Source organism: Streptomyces sp. DH10 (assembly GCF_029813805.1).
GTDB lineage: Bacteria > Actinomycetota > Actinomycetes > Streptomycetales > Streptomycetaceae > Streptomyces > Streptomyces coeruleofuscus.
Map to the genome: position 1 here is coordinate 186,623 of NZ_JARVKU010000010.1, position 24,725 is coordinate 211,347.

The following is a 24,725-nucleotide window of genomic DNA, read 5'->3' on the forward strand; positions in this document are numbered from 1 at the left end:
CGCGTGCTCACAGTCGCCTGCCGATGCGGGATGCGACTCGGGTGAGCCGGAACCAGTAGAAGCCGTGGCCCCCGAGGGTCAGCAGGTACGGCAGTTCGCCGATCGCCGGGAAACGGACCCCGCCGAACAGCTCGACCGGATGGCGCCCGGCGAACTCGCGCAGATCGAGTTCGGTGGGCTGGGCGAACCGCGCGAAGTTGTTCACGCACAGCACCAGGTCGTCCTCGTACTCCCGCAGGAAGGCCAGCACCGCGGGGTTGGACGAGGACAGCTCGGTGTACGAGCCGAGGCCGAAGGCCGGGTTCTGCTTGCGGATCTCGATCATGCGGCGGGTCCAGTGCAGCAGCGACGACGGCGACGACATCGACGCCTCGACGTTGGTGACCTGGTGGCCGTAGACCGGGTCCATGATCGCCGGCAGGTAGAGGCGGCCGGGGTCGCAGGTGGAGAATCCGGCGTTGCGGTCCGGGGTCCACTGCATCGGCGTGCGCACCGCGTCGCGGTCGCCGAGCCAGATGTTGTCGCCCATGCCGATCTCGTCGCCGTAGTACAGGATCGGCGAGCCGGGCAGGGCCAGCAGCAGCGCGGTGAACAGTTCGATGGTGTGCCGGTCGTTGTCCAGCAGGGGAGCGAGGCGCCTGCGGATGCCGATGTTGGCGCGCATGCGGGGATCCTTGGCGTACTCGGCCCACATGTAGTCACGCTCTTCGTCGGTGACCATCTCGAGCGTGAGCTCGTCGTGGTTGCGCAGGAACATGCCCCACTGGCAGCCCGAGGGGATGGCCGGGGTCTTGGCCAGGATTTCCGAGACCGGGTAGCGGGACTCGCGCCGCACGGCCATGAAGATGCGCGGCATGACCGGGAAGTGGAAGGCCATGTGGCACTCGTCGCCGCCGGCCGCGTAGTCGCCGAAGTAGTCGACGACGTCCTCGGGCCACTGGTTGGCCTCGGCGAGCAGCACGGTGTCGGGGTACTGCGTGTCGATCTCGCGGCGGACGCGCTTGAGGAACGCGTGGGTGGCGGGGAGGTTCTCGCAGTTGGTGTCCTCGGCCGCGTACAGGTACGGCACGGCGTCCAGCCGGAAGCCGTCGATACCGAGGTCCAGCCAGAACTTCAGCGCGGCCAGGATCTCCTCCTGGACGCGCGGGTTCTCGTAGTTGAGGTCCGGCTGGTGCGAGAAGAAGCGGTGGAAGAAGTACTGGCCGCGCACCGGGTCGAACGTCCAGTTCGACGTCTCGGTGTCGACGAAGATGATCCGCGCGTCCGGATAGCCCTTGTCGTCGTCGGCCCACATGTAGTAGTCGCCGTAGGGGCCGTCGGGGTCCTTGCGGGACTCCTGGAACCACGGGTGCTGGTCGCTGGTGTGGTTCATGACGAAGTCGATGATCACGCGCATGCCGCGCTGGTGGGCGGCGTCGACGAACTCCACGAAGTCGGCCAGGTCACCGAACTCCGGCAGCACGGCGGTGTAGTCGGAGACGTCGTAGCCCCCGTCACGCAAGGGCGATTTGAAGAACGGGGGCAGCCACAGGCAGTCGACGCCGAGCCACTGGAGGTAGTCGAGCTTCGAGGTCAGGCCCTTCAGATCACCGACGCCGTCGCCGTCGCTGTCCTGGAACGAGCGGACGAGTACCTCGTAGAAGACGGCGCGCTTGAACCACCCCGGGTCCCGGTCCCTGACGGGGGTGTCCTCGAAAGTGTCCAGCACGGGCTCGTTCACGGTCATGACGTTCCTGCCCCTCCGTTCCCTTGCGCGGCGGGCGGCGACTGGACGTGGAAGACGTGCGCGGGAGCCCGCCCCGGCTCGAGACGCACGTAGTTGTTCCTGCTCCAGCGGTAGGTCTCGCCGGTGAGCTCGTCGCGCACCGGCACCGACTCGTGCCAGTCCAGGCCGAGTTGCGGCATGTTCAGCGAGACCGTGGCCTCCTGGGTGTGGTGGGGGTCGAGGTTGGCGACCACCAGGACGACGTCGGACCCGGTGCGCTTGCTGTACGCGATGAGCGCGTCGTTGTCGGTGTGGTGGAAGCGGAGGTTCCTGAGCCGGTGCAGCGCGGGGTGTTCCCGGCGGATGGTGTTGAGCCTGGTGAGCAGCGGGGTGATGGTGCGTCCCTCGCGTTCGGCGGCTTCCCAGTCGCGGTGCCTGAGCTGGTACTTCTCCGAGTCGAGGTACTCCTCGCCGCCCTCCTTGAGCGGGGTGTTCTCGCACAGTTCGTAGCCGGAGTAGATGCCCCAGGTGGGCGAGAGGGTCGCGGCGAGGACGGCCCGGACCTCGAAGGCGGGGCGGCCGCCGTGCTGGAGGTAGGCGTGCAGGATGTCGGGGGTGTTGGCGAAGAAGTTCGGCCGCATGTAGGAGGCGGCCTGGCCCGACAGCTCCGTGAGGTACTCGGTCAGCTCCTCCTTGGTGTTGCGCCAGGTGAAGTACGTGTAGGACTGCTGGAAGCCGATCTGCGCCAGGGTGTGCATCATCGCGGGGCGGGTGAACGCCTCCGCCAGGAAGATCACGTCGGGGTCGGTGCGGTTGATGTCCGCGATGACCTGCTCCCAGAAGACGACCGGCTTGGTGTGCGGGTTGTCCACCCGGAAGATCCGCACCCCGCAGTCCATCCAGTGCCGCAGCACCCGGCACGTCTCGGCGATCAGGCCGTCCATGTCGGCGTCGAAGGCGATGGGATAGATGTCCTGGTACTTCTTCGGCGGGTTCTCCGCGTAGGCGATCGAGCCGTCGGGGCGGTGGTGGAACCACTCGGGGTGTTTTTGTACCCAGGGGTGGTCGGGGGAGCACTGCAACGCGAAGTCCAGCGCGATCTCCATGCCCAGCTCGCGGGCCTGCCCGACGAACCAGGTGAAGTCCTCCAGGGTGCCCAGATCGGGGTGGACGGCGTCGTGGCCGCCCTCGGGCGAGCCGATCGCCCAGGGCACGCCGACGTCGTCAGGGCCGGGGGAGAGGGTGTTGTTCTTGCCTTTGCGGAAGGTGGTGCCGATGGGGTGGATCGGGGGCAGGTAGACCACGTCGAAGCCCATCGCCGCGATCGCCGGCAGCCGGCGGGCGGCGGTGCGGAAGGTGCCGTGCGGCTGCTGCCGGGTGCCCTCCGAGCGGGGGAAGAACTCGTACCAGGAGCCGTACAGGGCCCGCTCCCGCTCCACGAGCAGGGGCAGCGGCTCGGAGGTGGTGACCAGGTCCCGCAGCGGATGCCGGGCCAGCACCTCGTCCACCTCAGGCGTCAGCGCCGCCGCCAGCCGCGCCGCCGGGGACAGCGAGTCGTCGCGCAGCGCCTTCGCGGCGTCGAGCAGCACACCGCGGCCGGCTTCCCTGGGGACGCCGGCCGCCGCTCGCTCGTAGAGATCGGCGCCCTCTTCGAGGACCAGACCGGGGTCGATGCCGGCCGGCACCTTTATGCCCGCCGTGTGGCGCCAGGTGGCCACCGGATCGCTCCAGGCCTCCACCCGGTACGTCCAGCGGCCGACGGCGTCCGCGGTGACCTCGGCGCCCCAGCGGTCGCTGCCCGGCGCCAGTTCACGCATGGGCGTCCACGGCCCGGGGCGGCCCTCGGGATCCTTCAGGACGACATTGGCGGCGACCGCGTCGTGCCCCTCCCGGAACACGGTGGCGGTGACCTCGAACGTCTCTCCCACGACCGCCTTGGCCGGCCGGTTGCCGCACTCCACGGCCGGGTGGACGTCCCGTACCGGGATACGGCCGATGGCCCGGGTCCTACTCATGGTCCTCACCTCCACCGTGCTCGGAAGCCGGGCCACGGGCCCGGTTCAGGGGACAAGCTGTGCGGTGCGGCTACCGTCCCGCGGGGGAGCGCCGCTCCGCCGCCGGCGGTCTTCGCCGGACCGCGGCGGCCGGGCGGGGCCGTTCGGTCTGTTCCTGGAGACAGGTGACCTGCTGTTCCTGCAAATAGGTGACCTGGTTCGTGCGCAGGTACCGCTCGGCCGCGTCCGCCGCCTCCCGCGCGCAGCGCTTGCCCATCAGCACGCAGAGCGTGTAGCCGGAGTCCTCGAACGTGGCCCGCACCGTGCGGTCGTTCGGTGCCGCGAGCATCACGCGTTCCCAGGCCCGGTAGCGCCGCAACTGCCGGGCGACTTCGGCTTTGGCGGGTAGCAGCATGGCGCCGATCACCTTTCGGGCTCGAGGGACACGGTCTCCCGACGGTCGGACGGCGGCCGTGCCCACAGCGGCACGGACCCGTAACGGCGATCGAGTTCTTCACACATGGTGCACGTGTGACGACACAGCGTCTTGTTGGATCCTCAACCAGTAGCGGCTCGACTGAGCCGTTGAGGCCAACCGGAAGTGCTCACTTGGGTGTCCAAGCGCCTCAACTGTGCGCTCGTGTTGCACGAACGGGCTAGCACCCTCAGGCTGAGGGTGACTCAGAAGCGATACGCGCTCACGTTCCGTGTTCGGGGCTCGTCCCGCAGGACCGCGGGAGCGAGGAGGAGCTGAGCTTCGCGGTGAGGAGCCGACCGATGAAGACCGCAGTGCCCTGCTACTACCACCTCGATGTGGAAGTCAGCCCGGAACGGGTGGGACAGGTCAGCCGCATTCTGGCCGCTCACCTGAAGTTCTGGGACCTGGACAACCTGGTCCAGCCCGTCTGCGGCGGTGCCGAGATGCTGCTCAAGGCCATCGACGAACACGCCACGAACAAGAACACGTCGATCGAGATGTGGTGGAACGGCCAGCACCTGATCACCGCCATCGGGGACAACGACCGCGCCCTGCGCCCGGACCAGGAACTGCGTGGCTGCCTCGAACACCTCGCCGCGATGAGCGACGGCTGGGGATGCTGCGCCACCGAGACCGGCAGCAAGGTCATCTGGTTCTCGCAGCGCGCCCGCGCCGGCGAACGCGTCCCGCTGGTGCCGACCGCGCCCGCCCCGCAGGAGAGCGAAGGCCTCGAGGTGCCGCGCGAGGTGCGCGTCGCGCAGCTGGCCGGTCCGGCCGTCCTCCCGGACGAGGTCCTGGAGGACGCCCGGTGACCCGGCGGCAGACTCGGAAAGGGGTGTCCGCGTGGAGCGGACGCCCCTACCCGCTGGGCGCGGAGTACGACGGCGAGGGCACGAACTTCGCCCTCTTCAGCGAGGTGGCCGAACGTGTCGAGCTGGTCCTCGTCGACGACGACGGCACCCACACCCAGGTGCCGCTGACCGAGGTCGACGGCTTCGTCTGGCACGGCTACCTCCCCGGCGTCGGCCCCGGCCAGCGCTACGGCTACCGCGTGCACGGGCCGTGGGCCCCGGCCGCCGGCCACCGCTGCAACCCGGCGAAGCTGCTCCTCGACCCCTACGCACGCGCGGTCGACGGGCAGATCGACAACCACCCCTCGCTCTACGAACGCAACCCGGACGGCCCCGACCCGGCCGACAGCGCCGGGCACACCATGCTCGGTGTGGTGACCGACCCGGCCTTCGACTGGGGCGACGACACCCGGCCCTGCCGGCCCTACGCCGACACGGTGATCTACGAGGCACACGTCAAGGGCCTGACCCGCACCCACCCCGACGTGCCCGCCGAGCTGCGCGGCACCTACGCCGGGCTCGCCCACCCCGCGGCCGTCGAGCACCTCACCTCACTGGGCGTCACCGCGGTGGAGCTGATGCCGGTGCACCAGTTCGTCCACGACGGTGTGCTGCACGACCGCGGCCTGGCCAACTACTGGGGCTACAACACGATCGGCTTCTTCGCGCCGCACAACGGCTACGCCGCCCACGGCACCCGCGGCCAGCAGGTCGCCGAGTTCAAGTCGATGGTGAGGACCCTGCACGCGGCCGGGCTCGAGGTGATCCTCGACGTGGTCTACAACCACACCGCCGAGGGCAACGAGAAGGGCCCCACCCTGTCCTTCCGCGGCATCGACAACTCCTCGTACTACCGCCTGGTCGACGGCGACTGGGAGCACTACTACGACACCACCGGCACCGGCAACAGCCTGCTGATGCGCCATCCCTACGTGCTCCAGCTGATCATGGACTCGCTGCGGTACTGGGTCACCGAGATGCACGTCGACGGCTTCCGCTTCGACCTCGCGGCCACCCTCGCCCGGCAGTTCCACGAGGTGGACCGGCTGTCGGCGTTCTTCGACCTGATCCAGCAGGACCCGGTGATCAGCCGCGTCAAGCTGATCGCCGAGCCGTGGGACGTCGGCGAGGGCGGCTACCAGGTGGGCAACTTCCCGCCGCTGTGGTCGGAGTGGAACGGCATGTACCGCGACGCGGTGCGCGACTTCTGGCGCGGTGAGGACCACACGCTCGGCGAGTTCGCCTCCCGGCTGACCGGCTCCTCCGACCTGTACCAGCACAGCCGTCGCCGGCCCCGCGCCAGCGTCAACTTCGTCACCGCGCACGACGGGTTCACCCTGCGCGACCTCGTCTCCTACAACGACAAGCACAACGAGGACAACGGCGAGGACAACCAGGACGGCGAGAGCACCAACCGGTCCTGGAACTGCGGCGCCGAGGGCGCCACCCGCGACCCGGCCGTGCTGGAGCTGCGCGCCCGCCAGCAGCGCAACTTCCTCGCGACGCTGCTGCTGTCCCAGGGCATCCCGATGCTCTGCCACGGCGACGAACTCGGGCGCAGCCAGCGCGGCAACAACAACGCCTACTGCCAGGACAACGAGATCTCCTGGATCGACTGGCGGCTCACCGAGGAACAGCGCGACCTGCTGGAGTTCACCCGGTACGTCATCCGGCTGCGCACCGGGCACCCCGTGCTGCGCCGGCGCCGCTTCTTCCTCGGCGAGACCCTGACCCGCGCGGACCAGCCGCTGCCCGACCTGGTGTGGCTGGCACCGGACGCTCAGGAGATGACCGACGACGACTGGCAGCGCGGCGACGCGCACTGCGTCGGCGTCTTTCTCAACGGCGACGCCATCGCCGAGCCCGACGCGCGCGGCCGCCCCGTGGTCGACGACTCGTTCCTCCTGCTGTTCAACAGCCACTGGGAGCCGGTCGCCTTCCGCCTCCCGGACGCCACCTACGGCGAACGCTGGACGGCCCTGATCGACACCGCCGAGCCGGAGGGCACCCCCGACGAAACGGAACACAAGGCGGGCACGGCCCTGACGGTCGGGCCCCGCAGCATGGTCCTGCTGTCCCGGCCGTCCCGACGGGCCCGCGACGAGACGGAGTGACAGGCGCAGCCGACCGGGGCCGCCATCGGCCCCGGCGTGCGCGGTGGGCCTGTCACTGTTCCGGGTGGCCCGTCAGCGTCCGCGGTGGGTGACCCGGTACGGACGCCGGCGGGCGGGTCACCGCTCCCGGCGGGCCGTGTTCCGGGTGGGCCGTCAGGGTTCGCGTGGGCGAGTCACTGTTCCCGGTGGCCCGTCACCGTCTCCGGTGGGTGTGTCGCCGCTCCCGGCAGGCCGTCACCGCTCCCGGCGGGCCGTCATCGGCCCCGGCGGGCGAGTCGGCGTTCGCGGTGGGCGGGTCATTGGTCCCGGTGGCCCGTTACCGCCCCGGTGGGCGGGTCACCGCTCGCTCCCGGCGGGCCGTCACCGCTCCCGGTGGGCCGCCATCGGCCCCGGCGTGCGCGGTGGGCTTATCACTGTTCCGGGTGGGCCGTCAGCGTCCGCGGTGGGTGGGTCACCGCCCCCGGTGGCCCACCCACCGCCCCCGGTGGGCGAGGCGCCGTTCCGCGCGCGGGTCACCGCTCCCGGCGGGCCGTCACCGTGAACTGCGCGCCGTCGTGGTCGCGCAGCACCGCCTCGTCGCTGCCCTTGGACAGCACGCTGCCGCCGTGCAGTTCCGCGGCCCGAGTGCAGGCCTCGACGTCGTCGACGGTGAAGTGGACCTGCCAGTGAGGCCGGATCGTCGGATCGGGTGCCGCGTCCAGTGCCCCCGACTCGATCCGCGCCACCACGTCGCCACGGCTGCGCAGGACGACCTCCCCGCCCTCGTAGTGGACCTCGCAGCAACCGGGACTCTCCGACGCCCAGTCGAGGACCTCGCCGTAGAAGATGGCGGCGTCGAAGGCGTCACGCGTGTGCAGCGTGATGAAGGCCGGCTGCGCGTTGCGCCAGGTCTCCCAGTCGGTGAACAGGTCGCCCTCCCAGATCCCGAAGGTCGCCCCGTCCCGGTCGGCCAGCAGCGCCGCCCGCCCCGGCGGCAGCGAGATCGGCCCGACCGCGACCGTGCCCATGCGCTCCTGCACCCGCGCCACCGCGTCGTCGGCGCTCCGCACGGCGAAGTACGGCGTCCACGCCACCGCCATCTGCCACATGGTGGCCACCCCCGCGATCCCGGCCACGGGCGAGCCGTCCGCCAGCGCGATCCGGAACCGGTCGCCGAGCTTGGCCGGCCGCCATTGCCAGCCCAGCACGGCGCCGTAGAACTCTTCGGTCGCCTTGACGTCCCGGCTGGTCAGACTCACCCAACAGGGTGCGCCGAATACGGAGTGTGATGAGACGACGTCCTTTGTGCCGGAGGGGGTGGGGGTGTCGTGGTTCATGGCAGTCGCGTCCTGATCTCGTCGGCCTGGCAGCCACCGGAGGAATGACACCAGTGTCCAACCGGAACCGCTGTGGGCGCCTGCCGAGTACCCCGGCGACGGCGCCGAAACGGTGTGGTGGACCGGCCTGGACCGCCCCGGTGGCACCGGGCGGGCCGAGTGACGACGATGGAGGCGTCGGACACTGCGTCAAGGCACTCAAGCACCCCACGAGGCCATGGGGACAGCGGCGCACCGGACCCGGAGGTGACCATGCCCACGGACGGGGGCTCGGAGCGGATCTTCGAGTTGCAGGAAGAAGTCCGGCAGCTGAAGGAGGCGGTCGTCTCCCACGCGGTCGTGGACCAGGCGATCGGGATGGTCGTCGTGCTCGGCCGGATCTCGCCGGACCAGGGCTGGGCCGTGCTGAAGGAGGTCTCCCAGCACACCAACATCAAGCTGCGCAACGTCGCGGAACTGATCCTCATCTGGGGACGCACCGGTGTGATGCCCCGGGAGATACGGGCCGAGCTGGAGGACGCCCTCGACCGTGCCGGACCGACCCAGATCCCCGAAGCGCCGCCGGAGCAGTGACCTGCCCGGCGGCGCCGGCCTGGGGTTGTGGCCTCACCTGGCCTCGGTCAGCAGCTCCTCACGCAGATGGGCGAAGCAGCTGCTGAGCAGCCGCGAGACGTGCATCTGCGAGATCCCGAGCTGCTCCGCGATGCGGCTCTGCGTCATGCCCTTGAAGAACCGCAGGTAGAGGATGATCCGCTCGCGTTCCGGCAGCGCCTCCAGACAGGGCTTGACGGCCACGCGGTTGACGACGGTGTCGAAGGCCGGGTCCGGCCCGCCGATCGCGTCCCCGAGGGCGTAGCCGTCCGTGCCGGGCATCTCCGCCTCCAGCGACAGGGCGGAGAAGCACTCCAGGGCCTCCATGCCGGTGCGCACCTCGCCCTCGGTGAGGTGGGCGTACTCGGCGATCTCGGCGACCGTGGGGGAGCGGCCGGGGGTGGTCTGCGACAGCTCCTTGGCGGCGTGCCGCACCCGGTTGCGCAGGTCCTGGACCCGGCGGGGGACGTGCAGCGTCCACATGTGGTCGCGGAAGTGGCGTTTGATCTCGCCGGTGACCGTCGGCACGGCGTAGGCCTCGAAGGCGTTGCCGCGCGCCGGGTCGTAGTGGTCGACGGCCTTGACGAGGCCGAGGGCCGCCACCTGGTAGAGGTCCTCCAAGGCCTCGCCACGGCCACGGAAGCGGACGGCGATCCGCTCGGCCATGGGCAGCCAGGCCTCGACCAGTTCGTCGCGCAGGGTCTTGCGCTCGGGCCCCTCGGGCAGCCGCGCGAGACGTTCGAACGCCTCGGCGGTGTCGGGGGCGTCGTCGTGGGGGTGCGTTCTGGTGCTGCCGGCGATACGCATGGTGCGCACCTCCCTGAGCAGGTGCCGAAAGGACAGACACCGTGGGAAGCGCGGACTCGGACCTACGGAGGGCACCGCGGGCCGGGGCGGCTCCCACGGACGTGCCTCCTGTCCGAAGCACTTCATCGCCCATTCCCGGGCGGGGAGACTACGAAACATTTCCGACAATACGCTCATTTGTGACCCCTGGCGCCCCTGGGGCGGTTGCGCCCGGGCGGTCCAGCCGGCCCTCTGGCTGCTGATCTTCGGTCAGGCCTACTTCGGCATCCGCGCCATTTCCACCGGCGGCATCCCCTGCGTCGACCGCCTGGCGCCCGGCAGCATCGCCCCGTCGGCGATGCTCACGTCACCGTTGCCCACTACTGGGCCGTCCGACCCGTTGATCTTCACTCGTGGAAGTGATGTACGGCACGCCGGGGCAAGCGCTTTCGCGAACTGTTCCCGGATAACCGCTGGGCACGGCTTGATCACCGATCAAAAGGGATGAACTGCCTGGCCACAGCGCATTCTGCTCATTTGACAGTGCGCTGAGACCACAGATAGGAAGCAGCTTCCAGAGGTCGAGAGGTGCAGCGTGTACGAGCCGAACGTGGTCGGGGACTGGCAGGAGTACGACGAGCATGCCGGTCTGCGCGTCCGCGTCCACCGTCTGGAACTGGCCGAGCCGCCCCGCGGCCGCGACGACGCCGCGGAGGGGCTGACCTACTTCAGTCTCCGCGTGACCGTCGAGAACCGCGGCAGCCGGCACCTCGGCATCCACCTCGAGGACGGCCAGATCGACGTGCGGATCGGTCCGGAGGGCGAGAGTGCCTTCCTCGACTGGCGCAACTCGCAGTTCATCGAGGGCTTCGACGTCTACCCGCTGCGCCGGGCCACCGCCGTGCTGTACGCGGCCGGCGCCGAGGCGTCCCTGAGCCTCGTGGACGTCCAGGTCCAGCTGCGTGTCGAGGAGGAGTGGGCCGACCGCCGCCTGTGGTCGGGCGGCATCGGTGCGCACGAGGGACCCGGAGGGGCCCAGCAGGGTGCGGTGCGCGACAGCCTCGCCCACCAGGTGAGCGTCTTCCTCCAGGATCAGGCGGGGGAAGGCACCGCCTGATCCCGCGTCAGGGCGCCCGGCCGGTCAGTGCGGGATGCCGTCGATGATCTCGCGGGCACCCTGGCGCAGCAGCGCCACGGCCACCGACGTGCCGAGCGTGGCCGGGTCGAGCCGGCCCGCCCACTCGTGGGCGTTCAGCCGGGTCTTGCCGTCCGGGGTGAACACACAGGCCCGAAGGGACAGTTCACCGCTGCGGTCCACCTGAGCGAACCCGGCGATCGGGCTGTTGCAGTGCCCCTGGAGCACGTGCAGGAACATGCGCTCGGCGGTGGTCTCCCGGTGGGTGTCCGGGTCGCCGAGACCGCTCACCGCGTCGATCAGGTCGGCGTCGTCCTCACGGCATTGCAGCGCCAGCACGCCCGCGCCGATGGGCGGCATCATCGTCTCGGTGGAGAGGATCTCGCTGATCACGTCCTGCCGGCCGATGCGCTCCAGGCCGGAGACCGCGAGCAGCAGCGCGTCGGCCTCTCCGGCGGCCAGCTTCGCCAGGCGCCGGTTGGCGTTGCCCCGGAACGGCACGCACTCCAGATGCGGGTGGGTGGCGGCCAGTTGGGCGACCCGGCGCACCGAGGAGGTGCCGATCCGCGTCCCGGCCGGCAGCTCGTCCAGGGTGAGGCCGCCCGGGTGGATGAGGGCGTCCCGGACGTCGTCCCTCTTGAGGAACGCGGCGAACACCGTCCCCGCCGGCAGCGGCCGGTCGGCGGGCACGTCCTTCACGCAGTGCACGGCGAGATCGGCCTCACCGCCCAGCAGCGCCGCGTCGACCTCCTTGGTGAACGCGCCCTTGCCCTCGACCTTGGACAGGTCGCCCATCCACTTGTCGCCGGTGGTCTTCACCGGGACGACCTCGGTGCGCACTCCGGGATGGGCGGCGGACAGCTCGGCCCGGACTCGCTCCACCTGGGCGAGCGCCATGGGGGAGTCGCGGGAGACGATGCGGATCAGTTCGGGGACGGACATGTGGACACGATAGTCCCTCCCGGGCGTCCGTCCGTGCCGTTCCTCTGCCGACGGCCCGTCGGCGTACGTCAGTTCGGGACGAGGGGCTCGCTGAGTTCGACGGCGCGCAGGGCCGCGGCCAGGGCCCGCTCGTCGCCGACGTCGACGGCCGTGTCGGTGAGCTTGATGACGTGTTCGTCGCCATGGGCGAGGGCTCGTTCCAGCACCTCCTGCGCGGTGCGGCCGGGTGCGGGGACGTGGGCTGCGGGCTCGGCGGGGGCGTACATGGCGGTGACCGCCGCGGCCGCGGTCCACGCCGCGTGCAGGCTCGGTGTCCACAGCTCGCGGGGCAGGGAACCGAGGGTGCGCAGAACGGCGTTGGGGGCCGTCGCGGCGTGCACGAGCATGGTCGCCTCCCCATGACCATGGGTGGCGTACCGATGGGTCGCGGCCCGCACCAGCTCGGTCAGGCGTGCCCGTGCGGTGTCCGGGTCGGTCACGTCGCCCGCCCACAGCGGCAACCGCCGTACGGCCGCCAGCCGGTCGGGAAAACCCCCTCGGGGATCGGCGATCGGCGGCACGGCGTCCAGGGACCGCGCCGCACTCGGCGCGGCGGGCAGTTCGGTGATGCCGGACACGGGGCGGTGCCGGGCGGCCCAGTAGCCCAGCCCGTGGGCGAGTTCGGCGAGCCGCGGCGCGCTCTCGCCGGCTTCCAGAGCCCGTACGGCGTGGCCGACGCGGATGACGGGGTGCGTGGAGCCGCCGTACAACCCGGGCAGCAGCCGCGGCCACCAGGTCGCGAGGACGTCCCGCCACGGCTCTTCGGCGAGTGCCCGGCCGAAATAGCCGATCCAGTCGGCGGCCCGGCGTGGATCTCCCAGCGCCTCGCGCCAGTTGGCGTCGGTCACGGGTGCCACGGGCGTGGGGAAGTCCTCCAGCTTGGGCCGGTACAGATCCAGCCAGCGGTGCACGGCGCCCGTCTGCCCGTGCGCGGCGAGCGCCTCCACGACCATGGGGGCGTGGTTGGTGAGCCGGCCGAGCCGCTCCGGCCCCGAGGCGTGGAGCCGTTCGAGGGCTTCCTCGAGTGTCCCTGTCGTGTCGTGCGCGTCCATGAGGGGACGCTATGCGGCCGCCCCGCGCCGACGGATCGGCCGCGGGGCGGAGACCGGACCCTGCCGGGGACCTAAGTCCCCGGCAGGAGTGAGCCCGGATCAGGCGTAGGGATCGAACGGGATGCCGGAGGGCTTGGCCGACGCGAGGTGGTTCGCGAAGTTGGTGTCCTTCAGGCCGAAGTTGGCGCTGCCGAAGTCGTAGGCCGTGAGCTTGTCGCGCACTCCGGCGGGGTAGCCGTTCCAGCCGACCAACGCCGGGTACTGCCAGGTGCGCTTGTGGTTCTCCGGCGGCTCGTCGTTCGAGTTCGCGAGACGGAAGCAGTGCGTGCTCACGCCGTCCTTGTGGTAGACGATCTTCGGGTGCGTGCCGTCGAAGCGGACCTGCGACGCCGCGTGCACGTCGAACGATCCGTGGGCGGACGTCGACACGTACTTGACCTGGTTGTCCTGCACGAACACCGCGACGTGCTCGAAGTCGTGCCGGTGGCCGCCGATGCCGCTGCCGGCCACCGCCTGGTCCTTCTCGAAGTAGAGGGCGTACAGGATGGCGCACCAGCCGTTGTTGCACTTGGAGCGCGCGTAGCCGTTGGTGTTGTCCAGGTCCGAGGCGTCGCGGCAGTCGCCGTTGAGGGCTCCGGTCGGGTTGAGCCCGCCGTTGACGGTGCCGTCCGCGCCGACGGCGGGCGTGGAGTAACAGCCGTCGGTGTCGTAGTCGTAGGCGGGCTGGAACGTCTTCTCCAGCGACTCGGCGTTGGCGGGCAGCGCGCGCGGCGGGGCGGCGAAGGCCGTGGCGGGAAAGGCGAGGACGAGGGCGGCGGCACCGGCCAGTCCGGTGAGCCATCTCCTGCGGGGGGCGAACGGGCGTGACGACACTGCGTCCTCCTCTTGGGCGCAGCCCAACGGCTGTGGGGGGAAAGGGAGGTTCAGCTTCCTGGCTGAACGCGTCCATGCCAAGAGGAAGGTGTGATCCCGGAGGTGAATCGCATCCCAACAACCGGAATCCGGGCGCCGTTTCAGACCATGTCGTCCGGGATGTCGGCCGCCGCCTCCTCGGGCGCGAGATCCGGCCGGAGCCGCAGCCACGACGGCTGCCGCAGCAGGCCCTCCCGCGTGCGGGTGCTGTAGCGGACCTCGCCGACCAGCCGGGGGACGACCCAGTGCGCACCCGGCGCGCGCGGGGCGGGGTCGAAGGGGCAGGCGTCGGTCGCGGCGGCCCGCAGCAGCCCGGCGAGTTCCGTCCGCTCGGCCTCGCTCCAGCCCGTGCCCACGCTCCCGACGTAGCGCAGCCGCCCCGCGGCGCGCTGCCCGACCAGCACCGCGCCGGGCAGGCCGGTGAGCCGTCCCCTGCCGGGCTGCCAGCCGCCGACCAGGACATCCTCGGTGCGCATGTTGCGGATCTTGATCCAGGCCCGGGAGCGCACCCCCGGTTCGTACACCGAGTCCAGCCGCTTGCAGACCAGGCCCTCAAGTCCGTGCTCGCGCGTGGCGGCCAGGGCCTCGGCGCCGTGGCCGACGATCGCGGCCGGGGTCGACCAGGAGGGCCCGGCGAGGCCGAGGTCCTCCAGCGCCGCGCGGCGTCGTGCGTAGGGGAGCCGGATGAGCGACTGGCCCTCCAGGTGCATCAGGTCGAACAGCACGAGCTGGACCGGCACCTCCGCCGCCCGCCGGGCCGCTCGCGCGGGCGCGTGCGCCAGACCCATGCGGGACTGGAGCAACTGGAAGCTCGCCCGGCCCTGTTCGTCCAGGGCCAGGACCTCCCCGTCCAGTACGGCCGGCACGGGGCCCAAGGCGGCGCCCAGCGGCCGCAGTTCGGGGTACGCGGCCGTGATGTCATCCCCGGACCGGGCGCGCAGCAGCACGCTGCCGTCCCCGGGGAGATAGACCACCACGCGCTGGCCGTCCTGCTTGGTCTCATAGGCCCAGCGCGCGTCCTGGGAAGCGGGCGGGAGGGCGCCGGGCGTCGCGAGCATGGGCGGGATCAGGGGCAGGTCCACGGGTGAGTTGTGGACGTCCCGGGGCCCGGTCACGCGCGTTGCGCGGGTCTTTCCCCTGAACGGCGTCGATCCGGGCGCCGGCCTCACCGGCACGCAGCGGCGGGCGGATGCCCGGCCCGACTCTTCCCGGCGCTATATTGCTTGAGTTAGGCAACGAGATGGTAAAGTGGCTCGTATGTCCACACCACCGCTCCCCGACGTCCCCTCACCAGAAGTCGTCGAGATCGAGCGTGCGCTCACCCGCATCACCTACCTGAGCACGCGCGCCCGCCAGCACGACCGGCTGATGGCCCTGGCTGGCGTGCCGCTCGACCGTGCCGCCGTCGCGCTGCTGCGGCAGGTCGCGGACTCCGAGCCGCTGCGGCCGGGGGAGCTCGCCGCCCGGCTGGGAGTGGAGGCCTCGCACGTCACCCGGACGGTGCAGCAGTTGCAGAAGTCGGGCTACGTCACGCGCGTCCCCGACCCCGACGACCGGCGCGCCCAGCGCATCGAGCTCACCGACGCCGGCCGGCAGGCCATCACCAAGATCCGCGAGGTCGGAGTACGCGGCATGCAGATGGCTCTGTCCGACTGGTCCCCCGAGGAGCTGCGCCAGCTCGCCACGCTCTTCCACCGCATGGTCGACGACTTCCTCGCCCACTCCGTCGACGAGATGCCCGAGCCCCAGTCCGCCCCGGCGGGCCGGACCTGATCCCCCCGGTCACCGTGCGGCCGGGTCACGCGGATCCGCCCGCTCGGCGACAGCCGGGCCCGGCGGTCCGGGCTCGCGCAGCCGGCACAGCAGCAGCCGGGCCACCGCGGGCAGGGCGATGAGCGGCAGCAGGGCCGTCCGCAGGGACGTCGCGTCGGCCAGCGCCCCGAGCAGGGGAGCGGCGAGGCCGCCGACGCTCACCGTCAGCCCCAGAGTGACCCCGCTCGCGGTGCCCACCCGCCGGGGCAGACAGTCCTGGCCCAGCGTGATGTGCAGCGAGAACGGCACATACAGGCCCGCCGACGTCAACGCGACGAACACGTACACCGCATGCCCGGGCACCAGGACCAGATCGGCCACGGCGACCACCGTCAGGGCGTACGACCGGCGCACCACCGCCAGCCGCCCGTACCGCTCGGCCAGCCGTCCCCCGGCCAGCGTGCCCACCGCACCACCGGCGTAGAGCACGAACAGCGCCGCCGTACCGGCCACCTCACCGCCGCCGGTCCGCTCCCGCACGTACAGCGAGACGAACGCGCTCAGGCCGACGAACACGACCGAGCGGCAGACCACGGCCCCGGACAGCCGCAGGAAGGCCGGCCAGTCGTCCCGGCCCGCGGTGACGAACGCGCCGGTCCCCGCCGCGCCGGACGCGGCCGCGCGCACCGCTGCCGCACACAGCGCCGCTCCCGCCACCGCCGGGACGGCCAGCAGGGGAGAGGCGCGCAGCCCGCCCGTCGCCACCACGGCGAAGACCAGCAGCGGTGCCAGGGCGAAACCGGCGTTGCCGCCGAAGGAAAACCAGCCCATCGCCGAGTGCCGGCCGTGCGCGACCGCCCGGGCCACCCGGGCGGCCTCCGGATGGTAGGCGGCCACCCCGGCCCCCGACACGGCGACCACCGCCAGCGTCGACGCGTAGGAGCCGGTCACCCCGCTCAGGGCGACGCCCGCCCCGGCCGTCAGCGCGCTGAGCGGCAGCAGCCACGGCATCGGCCACCGGTCGGTGAGCACCCCGAACAGCGGCTGCACCAGTGACGAGAGCAGGGAGGCGGCCAGCACGACGCCGGAGGCGGCGGCCTAGGAGTAGGCGCGCTCGGCGACGAAGTACGGCACCAGAGCGGCCACGGCGCCCTGGTACACGTCCACGCAGGCGTGTCCCAGGGACATCAGAGCGACGGGCCGGTTGCGGCGGGAAGCGGTCACCCGGCGATCGTCGCCGTCGGAGCACCTGGCCCGCTTCCGATAATCTGCCGGACTGTGCCGAACATCCGCCACACCCCGATGGCACCCACCCGTGCCCAGCGGCTGACCGCGGGCGACCGTATCGACGCGCACCGGCACGACGACCACCAGATCGTCTACGCGGGTTCCGGCGTCGTCGCCGTCACCACCGACGCCGGTACCTGGTTCGCGCCCGGCACCCGCGCCATCTGGGTCCGCGCCGGCACCGTGCACGCCCACCGCGCCCACGGCCGGCTCGACCTGCACCTGGTCGGCCTGCCCGCCGACGACAACCCCCTCCTCCCGCACCACCCGGCCGTCCTCGCCGTCAGCCCGCTGCTGCGCGAGCTGATCCTCGCCTACACCCGCGACCCCGGCGACGACAGCCCCGAGCGCCGCCGGCTGCGCGCTGTCCTCCGCGATCAGCTGCGCCTCTCGCCGCAGCAGCCGCTGCGTCTGCCCACGCCTGCCGACCCGCGCCTGGCCGCCGTCTGCGCGCTCGTGCACGCCGACCCGGCCGACGCGCGCACCCTCGCGGCCCTCGGCGCCGCGACCGGGGTGGGGGAGCGCACCCTCAGCCGGCTCTTCCGCGGCGAGTTCGGCATGACGTTCCCGCAGTGGCGCACCCAGTCGCGGCTCTATCACGCCCTGCGGATGCTGGCCGACGGCCTGCCCGTCACGACCGTCGCCCACCGCTGCGGCTGGTCCTCCGCCAGCGCGTTCATCGACGTCTTCCGCCGCTCGTTCGGCTACACCCCGGGCACGCACAACCGCCGCGGCTGACCCGTCGAAACCCCCGCCGCGGTCACCCCTTTACCGTCCAGTAATATCGCGCGGCAGGCCATCAGAGGAGAAAACCGTGTCCCGGTCCGAACGCTCGCCCCTGCTGCTCGCCGGCCTGCTGGCCGCAGCGGGGGTCGCCCACTTCGCCGCCCCACGCCCGTTCGACGCGACCATCCCGCGCGGCCTGCCGGGCACGCCCAGGACCTGGACCTACGCCAGCGGCGCCGCCGAGCTCGCGCTGGCCGCGGGCCTGGCGCTGCCGCGAACCCGCAAGGCGGCCGCGCTGGCCTCGGCGGCCTTCTTCGTCGGGGTCTTCCCCGCCAACGTGAAGATGGCGGCCGACTGGCGCTACCGCCCCGCGCCGCAGAAGGCCGCGGCCTTCGGACGCCTGCCGCTCCAGGTGCCCCTCGTGCTCTGGGCCCGCGGCGTCGCACGGAACGCCGAGGGCCGGTCGTGACCGCGCGCGTGGAGGCCGGGGACAAGGTCGAGGACTTCTCCCTGCCCGACGAGACCGGCGCCGTCCGCAGCCTGTCCGGACTGCTCGCCGAGGGGCCGGTCGTGCTCTTCTTCTACCCGGCAGCCCTGACCCCCGGCTGCACCGCACAGGCCTGCCACTTCCGGGATCTCGCCGCCGAGTTCGCCGCCGTCGGCGCACGCCCCGTCGGCATCAGCGGGGACCCCGTCGAGCGCCAGCAGGAGTTCGCCGGACAGCACGCCCTCGGCATGCCCCTGCTGTCCGATGCCGACGGCACGGTCCGCGAGCGGTTCGGTGTGAAGCGCGGCTTCTCCCTGGCACCGACCAAGCGCACCACGTTCGTCATAGGGCAGGACCACACCGTCCTCGACGTCGTACGCAGCGAGCTGCGCATGAACGCGCACGCCGACCGGGCGCTCGCCGCCCTGCGCGCGCACCGGGGCTGACACTGTCACGAAAGCTCCGTCACTGTTGATACAGGGCGACAAAGGGATAATCCTGGATGATATGGAGGACGCCTCCGCTGCTGCGATCATCGACGCCCGCGGCACCGTGACGGGGTGGAGCGAGGGTGCCCGGCGACTGACCGGCTACCCGGCCGAGGAGGCCGTGGGCCGGTCCGTACGGGGACTGCTCGCCGAGGACGTGTCGCCCGAGGCGGTGTCCGCGCGGTCGGGCACCGTCATGGTGCGGCACCACGACGGCTATCTGGTCGGGCTCCGCGTCAGAGCCTGCGCCGTGACCGGCCCGGACGGGGCACCGGACGGCTACGTGATCACCGCCGAGCCGCCCAGCGGCGCCGAGACGTCTCTCGCCGGACAGGCCTTCCAGCAGGCGTCCATGTCGATGTCCGTGTTCGACACCGACCAGCGCTACCTGCGGCTCAACGACGCCGCCTGCCATGTGATGGGCGTGCCCGAGGAGACCCTCCTGGGGCGGCACTTCCCGGAGACCGTCGAGGAAGCCGAGCACAGCCTCGGCTTCAACTGGCACCTTCGCCACGTCGTCGAGACCGGCCGCCCGCTCCGCTACGAGAGCTTCACGGGCGCACCGTCCCTGAACCGGGAGCACGCCTGGAGCATCGAGATGTGGCCCGTCCGGGACGCCTCCGGTGAGGTCCTGGGCACCGCCCTGGCTGCGTTCGACAGCACCGAGCAGTACTGGGCGCGGCAGCGGCTGGCCCTGCTGAACGAGGCCGCCGCGGCCATCGGCACCACCCTGGACGTGGTGCGCACGGCCGAGGAGCTGATCGAGGTGGTGGTGCCCCGGTTCGCCGACTTCGCGAGCGTGGACCTGTTCGACTGGGTCCTCGGCGCGGAGGAGTCGCCGACCGTGCCCCACGACGAGATCGTGCTGCGCCGTGTCGCCCACGGCTCCGTCACCGAGGGCACCCCCGAAGCTGCGGTCCACCTGGGAGAAGTGGACGCCTACCCCGGGTTCTCGCCCATCGCGCGGGCGATGCGGGAGGGCCGGGCGATCGTCAGCCAGGCGGGGGAGCCGTCCTTCATGCGCTGGGTCGCGGAGCGCAACACACGCGCTCCCCAAGGCCGCCCCTACCGCCAGGGCGTCCACTCGATGATGGCGGTGCCGCTGCGGGCCCGCGGCACCACGCTCGGCGTCGCCGTGGCCGTGCGCATCCGGCAGGTGGACGACTACGCCGCCGACGACGCCGTGTTCGCCGAGGAACTCGCCAGCCGCGCCGCGGTCTGCGTCGACAACGCCCGCCGCTTCGCCCGTGAACGCACCACCGCCCTCACCCTCCAGCACAGCCTGCTGCCGAGGGGACTGCCCGGCCAGGCCGCCGTCCAGGTCGCCCACCGCTATCTGCCCTCCGGCTCGGCGGCCGGCATCGGCGGCGACTGGTTCGACGTGATCCCGCTATCCGGCAGCCGGGTCGCGCTCGTCGTCGGTGACGTCGTGGGCCACGGCATCCCCTCCACGGCGACCATGGGCCGGCTGGTCACGGCCGTACGCACCCTCGCCGACGTGGACCTGCCACCGGACGAACTCCTCACCCACCTCGACGACCTGGTCACCCATCTCGCGTCGGACGACGACGGCGACGAGGTCGCCGAGCTCGGCGCGACCTGTCTGTACGCCGTCTACGATCCCGTCACGCGTCGGCTGAACCTGGCCGCCGCCGGGCACCCCGCCCCCGCCCTGGTGCTGCCCGACGGGTCCGCGCGGCTGATCCCCATGAGCGCGGGGCCGCCGCTGGGCGTCGGAGGGCTGCCGTTCGAGGCGACGGAGCTCCAGCTGCCCGAGGGCTCCGTCGTCGCCCTCTACACCGACGGGCTCGTCGAGGACCGCGACCGCGACGTCGACCACGCCACCGACGAGCTGTGCCGCGCGCTGACCGTGCCCGCCGAATCGCTCGACGCCCAGTGCGACATCGTGCTGAAGGCCGTACTGCCGGAGGAACCCGGCGACGACGTGGCCCTGCTGCTCGCCCGCACCCGGGCGCTGGGCGCCGACCAGGTCGCCACCTGGGACGTGGACCCGGACCCGGCGCAGGTGGCCGCCACGCGCCAGGCCGCCACCGAACAGCTCACCGCGTGGGGGCTGGACGAGACGGCCTTCGTCACCGAACTCGTCGTCAGCGAACTGGTCACCAACGCCATCCGGTACGGCGCCACGCCCATCCAGCTCCGTCTGATCCGCGACCGGACCCTCATCTGCGAGGTGTCCGACGGCAGTTCGACCTCCCCGCACCTGCGGCGGGCCCACCAGGACGACGAGGGCGGACGCGGACTGCTGCTGGTCGCCCAGCTCACCCAGCGCTGGGGCAGCCGGCAGACCACCCGGGGCAAGACCATCTGGTGCGAACAGCCGCTCACGCCACTGTTCTGACCGGACCGCTCACGCTCACGCGGCAGCGCGTTCCGACGGACGTTCCCGCAGAGCAGCATGCCGTCACGGGGCCACTCGGCGAACGCGGTCGAAGTCGGCAGACGACTGGGTCGCGAGCGCCTCCACGATCTCCGGATGGGTGTGGTGTCGTTCGGCGGCGGCCCGACCGGGACAGCAGCGTCACCCGCTCGCCCTCCCGGACCGCCGGAACGCGGATGTCGTCCAGCTTCATTGGTGCGCTGTTGAGGTGTCCACGGCACAGAAGTCAAGGACAGGGTCTGCCCTTGTCCGCTGCCCACGGCTTCCAGCTGTCGGTGGCCATCCCGCAGCGTGGTCTGCGCGACGGGGCCGGCTCGGTGACGCGGCATCAGGGTCCAACCATGGCCAGCCTTGCCGGAGCGGTCATGTTTACCGTTCCGTCCGCCGTTACCGTGACGTCCAGCTGGTCTCCGCCGACTTGGAGCCCCGTCACCCTGAGCGGTGCGTACGTCGCGGCGAAGGCCGGCGCCACCGTGACCGTACCGCCCGGGACGTCCGCGCTCAGGCCGAGGGCCGCTTGGAGCACGAGGATCGCGGACGTGGCCGCCCATGCCTGCGGCCGGCAGGACGCCGGGTAGTGGGCGGGAGTCGGGCTCTCCTGGCTGCCGTGGCCGGCGAAGAGCTCCGGGAGGCGGGCGTCAAAGGCCGTCGACGCGGTCAGCAGGCCGGCTGCCAGTGAGGCGGCAGCGTCGGAGAACCCGGCCTTGACCAGGCCGTGGACCGCGATCGCGGTGTCGTGCGGCCAGATGGACCCCACGTGGTAGCCGTAGGGGTTGTAGCCCGCCGCGTCACTGCTCAGCGTGCGCAGGCCGTGGCCCGCGTCCAGGTCCCCTCCGGCGATGCGGGCCGCGAGCAGCGCGCTCTCCTCGGCGTTGAGCAGGCCGGTGCCGAGGAGGTGGCCGAAGCCGGAGGTGACCGAGTCGACCGGCTTGCCGTCGCCGTCGAGAGCCACGGCCGGGTAGGGGCCGTGTTCGTCGCTCACCCAGAAGCGGTCGCGGAAGCGGGCGGCGAGCCGCTCGGCCCATGCCTCCCACTCATCGGCTCCCGGGCGGCCGAACGCCCGCAGGAGTGCGGCTCCGCAGCGCGCGGCCTCGTAGGCGTACGCCTGCACTTCGCACAGGGCGATGGGTGCGTGGGCGCGGCTGCCGTCGCGGTAGCGGATGGAGTCGTCGGAGTCCTTCCAGCCCTGGTTGGACAGGCCCTGGCCGGTCTGGTCGATGTACTTGAGGAAGCCGTCGGCTGCTGCCTGGTCGCGCATCCAGGCGAGGGCGGACTCGGCGTGGGGCAGGAGCAGTTCGACCTCGGCCGGATCGAGTCCCCAGCGCCAGGCGTCGTGGAGGAGGGTGATCCACAGTGGGGTGGCGTCGACCGTGCCGTAGTACACCGAGGGCAGTGAGAGCCGGTCGCCGAGCTTGATGTTGTCGCGGCGGACTTCGTGCAGGATCTTGCCCGGCTGTTCCTCCGTCGCGGGGTCGGTGACGGCACCTTGCCGACGGGCGAGGGTGCGCAGCGTACCGGCCGCGAGGCCGGTGCCGAGGGGGAGCAGCATGCGGGCGGCCCACAGGGCGTCGCGCCCGAAGAGAGTCAGGAACCAGGGTGCGCCCGCCGCGAGGAACTGGTCCGGCCGGTCCTTCTGTGACCGCGGGTCGGTCAGGCGCAGGCGGTCCAGGTCGGCGAGGGACTGCTTCAGCCAGCGGTCCAGGCTGCGGTCCGCGCTGCGCAGCACGGGGATGCTCCATGGCATCTGGTCCGCGGGCGGGGGCGGGAACTGATCGCCGCCCGCGTACGCGGCCGTACAGGACAGCGTCACCGACCACGAGGCACCGGGGGCCAGCTCGACGTCGTACGACAGCCGTCCCGTTTGCACGTTCAGTTCGTCCGGCGCCGGTTCGCTGACCAGGCGGGCGGTGAAGCCGTCACCCGCCCATGCCAGACCGATGGTGGCGCTGTCCGAAGCCTGGGGCGGCACTTCCTCGCGAGCGCGTCCCGACTTGACCTGGTCCATGGTGGCGAGGTCCGTCCCGGCGGTCACCGTCAGCCTGAGGTGGACGTGTCGGCTGCCGGCGTTGGCGACCTCCAGGTGCTCCTCGAACCGGCCTGCCGTCGTGCTGCGGCGGCGCCGGAGGGCCACGGCCGGGTCGGGTGTGACCTCGCCGAGACCGCGCAGGACGGCCCGGAACTCCGCACGGTCCGCACCCCGCAGGCCCCCCGTGACCGGCGCCAGCGGGATTCCTTCGGCGGCGACGGTGAGGCGGGAAAGGGCCCGGCGGTCGCCGTGATAAAAGCCGTCCGCACCCCCGTTGAGCTGCCCGTCCGCATGCGAGATGACGAGGCTCGGCGCGTGCAGCGTGACGACCGCATCATGCAGGAACGGCTGCAGGCCCGCGCTCGCGGACGGGGCTGCGGTGACCGAACCGCCTGTGTCCTGGGGCTTGACAGTGGTGTCCAAGGAAGTAGAACCTCTCTGCATTCGAACGTTCCAAAGACAGTAAGCACTCTTCAGAGCGATGACAACGTATTTGGAACGCTAAAACCGAGTACACAAGATCTTCTGCACGTCGGAGAGCCGCATGCCCCGCTCAAGTAAGAACCCCTCGCCCAACGGGGGACCGGTGACCCTCGCCATGGTCGCCGCCCGGGCCGGGGTCTCGATGCAGACCGTGTCCAACGCGATCAACTCGCCGGACATGCTGCGGCCCGAGACCCTGGAGCGGGTCCGCCGCGCGATCGATGAGATGGGCTACCGGCCCAGCCGGGCGGCGCAGACACTGCGCAGCGGTTCGAGCAAGCTCATCGGCTACGGCATCCAGCCCACGCCGCCCGGCACCGCGGGCGCGGTCATGGACCGCTTCCTGCACGCCCTGTCGGATGCCGCCGACGAGGCGGGGTACCGGATCCTGCTGTTCGCCTCCCCGCCCGACGGCCCGAGCCTGGAGGGCTACGAGGAACTGCTGGCTCAGCACGAGGTCGACGGCTTTGTGCTCAGTGGCACAGAGCGCGGTGACCCACGCCAGTCATGGCTGACCAAGCGGGACGTGCCGTTCATCGGGTTCGGCCGAATGTGGTCGGGACGGCCCCTCGGCGACTGGGTCGACGTCGACGGCGCCTCGGGCACGGACGCGGCGGTCGAGCACCTGGTAGCCCTCGGACATCGCAAGATCGCCTTCCTCGGCTGGGAGCGTGGCACCTCCGGCGCGGGTGACGACCGTGCCCAGGGCTGGCAGCGGGCCATGCGTCGGCACGGATTTCCCACCCGCGGCCGGCGCGGGCAGAGCATCGTGAACGACATCGAGGCTGCGCGTGCCGCGGCGAAACCGCTGCTGGACGGCGGCGCGACCGCCATCGTCGCGGCAAGCGACATACTCGCTCTCGGCTGCTACCAGACGCTGCGCGAGCGTGGCCTCACCCCGGGCCGTGACGTCGCCGTGATCGGCTTCGACGACTCGCCGACCGCCGAGCTGCTCTCGCCCGGCCTGTCCTCCGTCGCCCAGCCGCTGGAGGAGGTCGGCCGGGAGTGCGTACGACTGCTGCTGGCCCGGATCGCCGCCCCTGACTCCCCGCCCGAGCGGCTCCTGCTGAAGCCGTCCCTGATCGTGCGCGACAGCGCCGGCGCGCCGCTGTCCGCCCAGGCGTAACTCCCTCGACCGTCCTGCCTTCCCTGCCCGGCAG

General features: G+C 71.7%; 20 protein-coding genes and 2 pseudogenes. 11 read left to right on the forward strand and 11 right to left on the reverse strand.

All coding sequences use genetic code 11. The annotated features are described in order from the left end of the window. Positions 1 to 7: 7 nt before the first annotated feature. From treS to QC385_RS22020, 3 genes are all read right to left on the reverse strand, one after another. On the reverse strand, positions 8 to 1,726 hold the full coding sequence (gene treS / locus QC385_RS22010; protein ID WP_279543028.1) for a maltose alpha-D-glucosyltransferase: 1,719 nt from the start codon (positions 1,724 to 1,726) through the stop codon (positions 8 to 10). Beyond that, positions 1,723 to 3,720, reverse strand: a complete 1,998-nt coding sequence (locus tag QC385_RS22015) for an alpha-1,4-glucan--maltose-1-phosphate maltosyltransferase (RefSeq protein ID WP_279543029.1) — start codon at positions 3,718 to 3,720, stop codon at positions 1,723 to 1,725. The genes treS and QC385_RS22015 overlap by 4 nt, the downstream gene beginning before the upstream one ends. Before the next feature lie 70 nt (positions 3,721 to 3,790). Beyond that, positions 3,791 to 4,114 carry a DUF5133 domain-containing protein gene (locus QC385_RS22020; protein WP_279543030.1) on the reverse strand — a complete coding sequence of 108 codons (324 nt, stop codon included), beginning with the start codon at positions 4,112 to 4,114 and terminating at the stop codon, positions 3,791 to 3,793. Between the two features lie 362 nt (positions 4,115 to 4,476). Here QC385_RS22020 and QC385_RS22025 point away from each other — a divergent pair, with 362 nt between their 5' ends. Beyond that, positions 4,477 to 4,989: a pep a2 gene (locus tag QC385_RS22025; protein ID WP_279543031.1), complete on the forward strand. Its 513-nt coding sequence runs from the start codon at positions 4,477 to 4,479 to the stop codon at positions 4,987 to 4,989. After that, positions 4,986 to 7,142, forward strand: a complete 2,157-nt coding sequence (gene glgX, locus QC385_RS22030) for a glycogen debranching protein GlgX (RefSeq protein ID WP_279543032.1) — start codon at positions 4,986 to 4,988, stop codon at positions 7,140 to 7,142. Before QC385_RS22025 ends, glgX begins: the two co-directional genes overlap by 4 nt. A 512-nt stretch (positions 7,143 to 7,654) precedes the next feature. Here glgX and QC385_RS22035 read toward each other — a convergent pair. Continuing rightward, positions 7,655 to 8,458 (reverse strand): VOC family protein, encoded by an 804-nt coding sequence (locus QC385_RS22035; protein WP_279543033.1) that lies wholly within the window; start codon positions 8,456 to 8,458, stop codon positions 7,655 to 7,657. 252 nt (positions 8,459 to 8,710) lie between these two features. Between QC385_RS22035 and QC385_RS22040 the strand changes: the two genes are divergently transcribed. Then, a complete protein-coding gene (locus tag QC385_RS22040) occupies positions 8,711 to 9,031 on the forward strand; it encodes an ANTAR domain-containing protein (protein ID WP_279543034.1) in 321 nt (106 codons plus the stop codon). A gap of 33 nt (positions 9,032 to 9,064) precedes the next feature. On the opposite strand, the gene QC385_RS22045 is transcribed toward QC385_RS22040, so the two are convergent. Further along, on the reverse strand, positions 9,065 to 9,856 hold the full coding sequence (locus QC385_RS22045) for an RNA polymerase sigma factor SigF (protein ID WP_279543035.1): 792 nt from the start codon (positions 9,854 to 9,856) through the stop codon (positions 9,065 to 9,067). A gap of 211 nt (positions 9,857 to 10,067) precedes the next feature. Here QC385_RS22045 and QC385_RS22050 point away from each other — a divergent pair. After that, positions 10,068 to 10,196, forward strand: a pseudogene (locus QC385_RS22050) (ABC transporter permease); the annotation flags it as partial. Positions 10,197 to 10,430: 234 nt separating this feature from the next. After that, positions 10,431 to 10,952, forward strand: a complete 522-nt coding sequence (locus QC385_RS22055) for a hypothetical protein (protein ID WP_279543036.1) — start codon at positions 10,431 to 10,433, stop codon at positions 10,950 to 10,952. Between the two features lie 24 nt (positions 10,953 to 10,976). Here the strand turns inward: QC385_RS22055 and hemC are convergent, their stop codons facing one another. The 4 genes from hemC to ligD all read right to left on the reverse strand — a co-directional run bounded on the left by hemC (position 10,977) and on the right by ligD (position 14,997). Continuing rightward, positions 10,977 to 11,912: a hydroxymethylbilane synthase gene (hemC, locus tag QC385_RS22060; protein ID WP_279543037.1), complete on the reverse strand. Its 936-nt coding sequence runs from the start codon at positions 11,910 to 11,912 to the stop codon at positions 10,977 to 10,979. A 68-nt stretch (positions 11,913 to 11,980) separates the two neighbouring features. Then, positions 11,981 to 13,003 carry a questin oxidase family protein gene (locus QC385_RS22065; RefSeq protein ID WP_279543038.1) on the reverse strand — a complete coding sequence of 341 codons (1,023 nt, stop codon included), beginning with the start codon at positions 13,001 to 13,003 and terminating at the stop codon, positions 11,981 to 11,983. Between the two features lie 99 nt (positions 13,004 to 13,102). Continuing rightward, on the reverse strand, positions 13,103 to 13,876 hold the full coding sequence (locus QC385_RS22070) for an NPP1 family protein (protein WP_279543039.1): 774 nt from the start codon (positions 13,874 to 13,876) through the stop codon (positions 13,103 to 13,105). Positions 13,877 to 14,016: 140 nt separating this feature from the next. Further along, positions 14,017 to 14,997: a non-homologous end-joining DNA ligase gene (gene ligD, locus QC385_RS22075; protein WP_279543040.1), complete on the reverse strand. Its 981-nt coding sequence runs from the start codon at positions 14,995 to 14,997 to the stop codon at positions 14,017 to 14,019. 175 nt (positions 14,998 to 15,172) lie between these two features. On the opposite strand from ligD, the gene QC385_RS22080 reads away from it, so the two are divergent. After that, complete coding sequence (locus tag QC385_RS22080; RefSeq protein WP_279543041.1) at positions 15,173 to 15,688, forward strand: MarR family winged helix-turn-helix transcriptional regulator; 516 nt, start codon at positions 15,173 to 15,175, stop codon at positions 15,686 to 15,688. 9 nt (positions 15,689 to 15,697) lie between these two features. On the opposite strand, the pseudogene QC385_RS22085 reads toward QC385_RS22080, so the two are convergent. Beyond that, a pseudogene (locus tag QC385_RS22085) lies at positions 15,698 to 16,855 on the reverse strand (MFS transporter). A gap of 90 nt (positions 16,856 to 16,945) precedes the next feature. Here QC385_RS22085 and QC385_RS22090 point away from each other — a divergent pair. The 4 genes from QC385_RS22090 (at position 16,946) to QC385_RS22105 (ending at position 21,017) form a co-directional block, all read left to right on the forward strand. Next, positions 16,946 to 17,692 (forward strand): AraC family transcriptional regulator, encoded by a 747-nt coding sequence (locus QC385_RS22090; RefSeq protein WP_279543042.1) that lies wholly within the window; start codon positions 16,946 to 16,948, stop codon positions 17,690 to 17,692. Positions 17,693 to 17,768: 76 nt separating this feature from the next. Next, entirely contained in the window at positions 17,769 to 18,149 is a 381-nt protein-coding gene (locus QC385_RS22095; RefSeq protein ID WP_279543043.1) for a DoxX family protein, read from the forward strand. Continuing rightward, positions 18,146 to 18,613, forward strand: a complete 468-nt coding sequence (locus QC385_RS22100) for a peroxiredoxin (RefSeq protein WP_279543044.1) — start codon at positions 18,146 to 18,148, stop codon at positions 18,611 to 18,613. The genes QC385_RS22095 and QC385_RS22100 overlap by 4 nt, the downstream gene beginning before the upstream one ends. A 61-nt stretch (positions 18,614 to 18,674) precedes the next feature. After that, on the forward strand, positions 18,675 to 21,017 hold the full coding sequence (locus QC385_RS22105; protein ID WP_279543045.1) for an ATP-binding SpoIIE family protein phosphatase: 2,343 nt from the start codon (positions 18,675 to 18,677) through the stop codon (positions 21,015 to 21,017). A gap of 367 nt (positions 21,018 to 21,384) precedes the next feature. On the opposite strand, the gene QC385_RS22110 is transcribed toward QC385_RS22105, so the two are convergent. Then, a complete protein-coding gene (locus tag QC385_RS22110) occupies positions 21,385 to 23,505 on the reverse strand; it encodes an amylo-alpha-1,6-glucosidase (RefSeq protein WP_279543046.1) in 2,121 nt (706 codons plus the stop codon). A 121-nt stretch (positions 23,506 to 23,626) separates the two neighbouring features. Between QC385_RS22110 and QC385_RS22115 the strand changes: the two genes are divergently transcribed. Then, entirely contained in the window at positions 23,627 to 24,691 is a 1,065-nt protein-coding gene (locus QC385_RS22115; protein WP_279543048.1) for a LacI family DNA-binding transcriptional regulator, read from the forward strand. Positions 24,692 to 24,725: the final 34 nt, after the last annotated feature.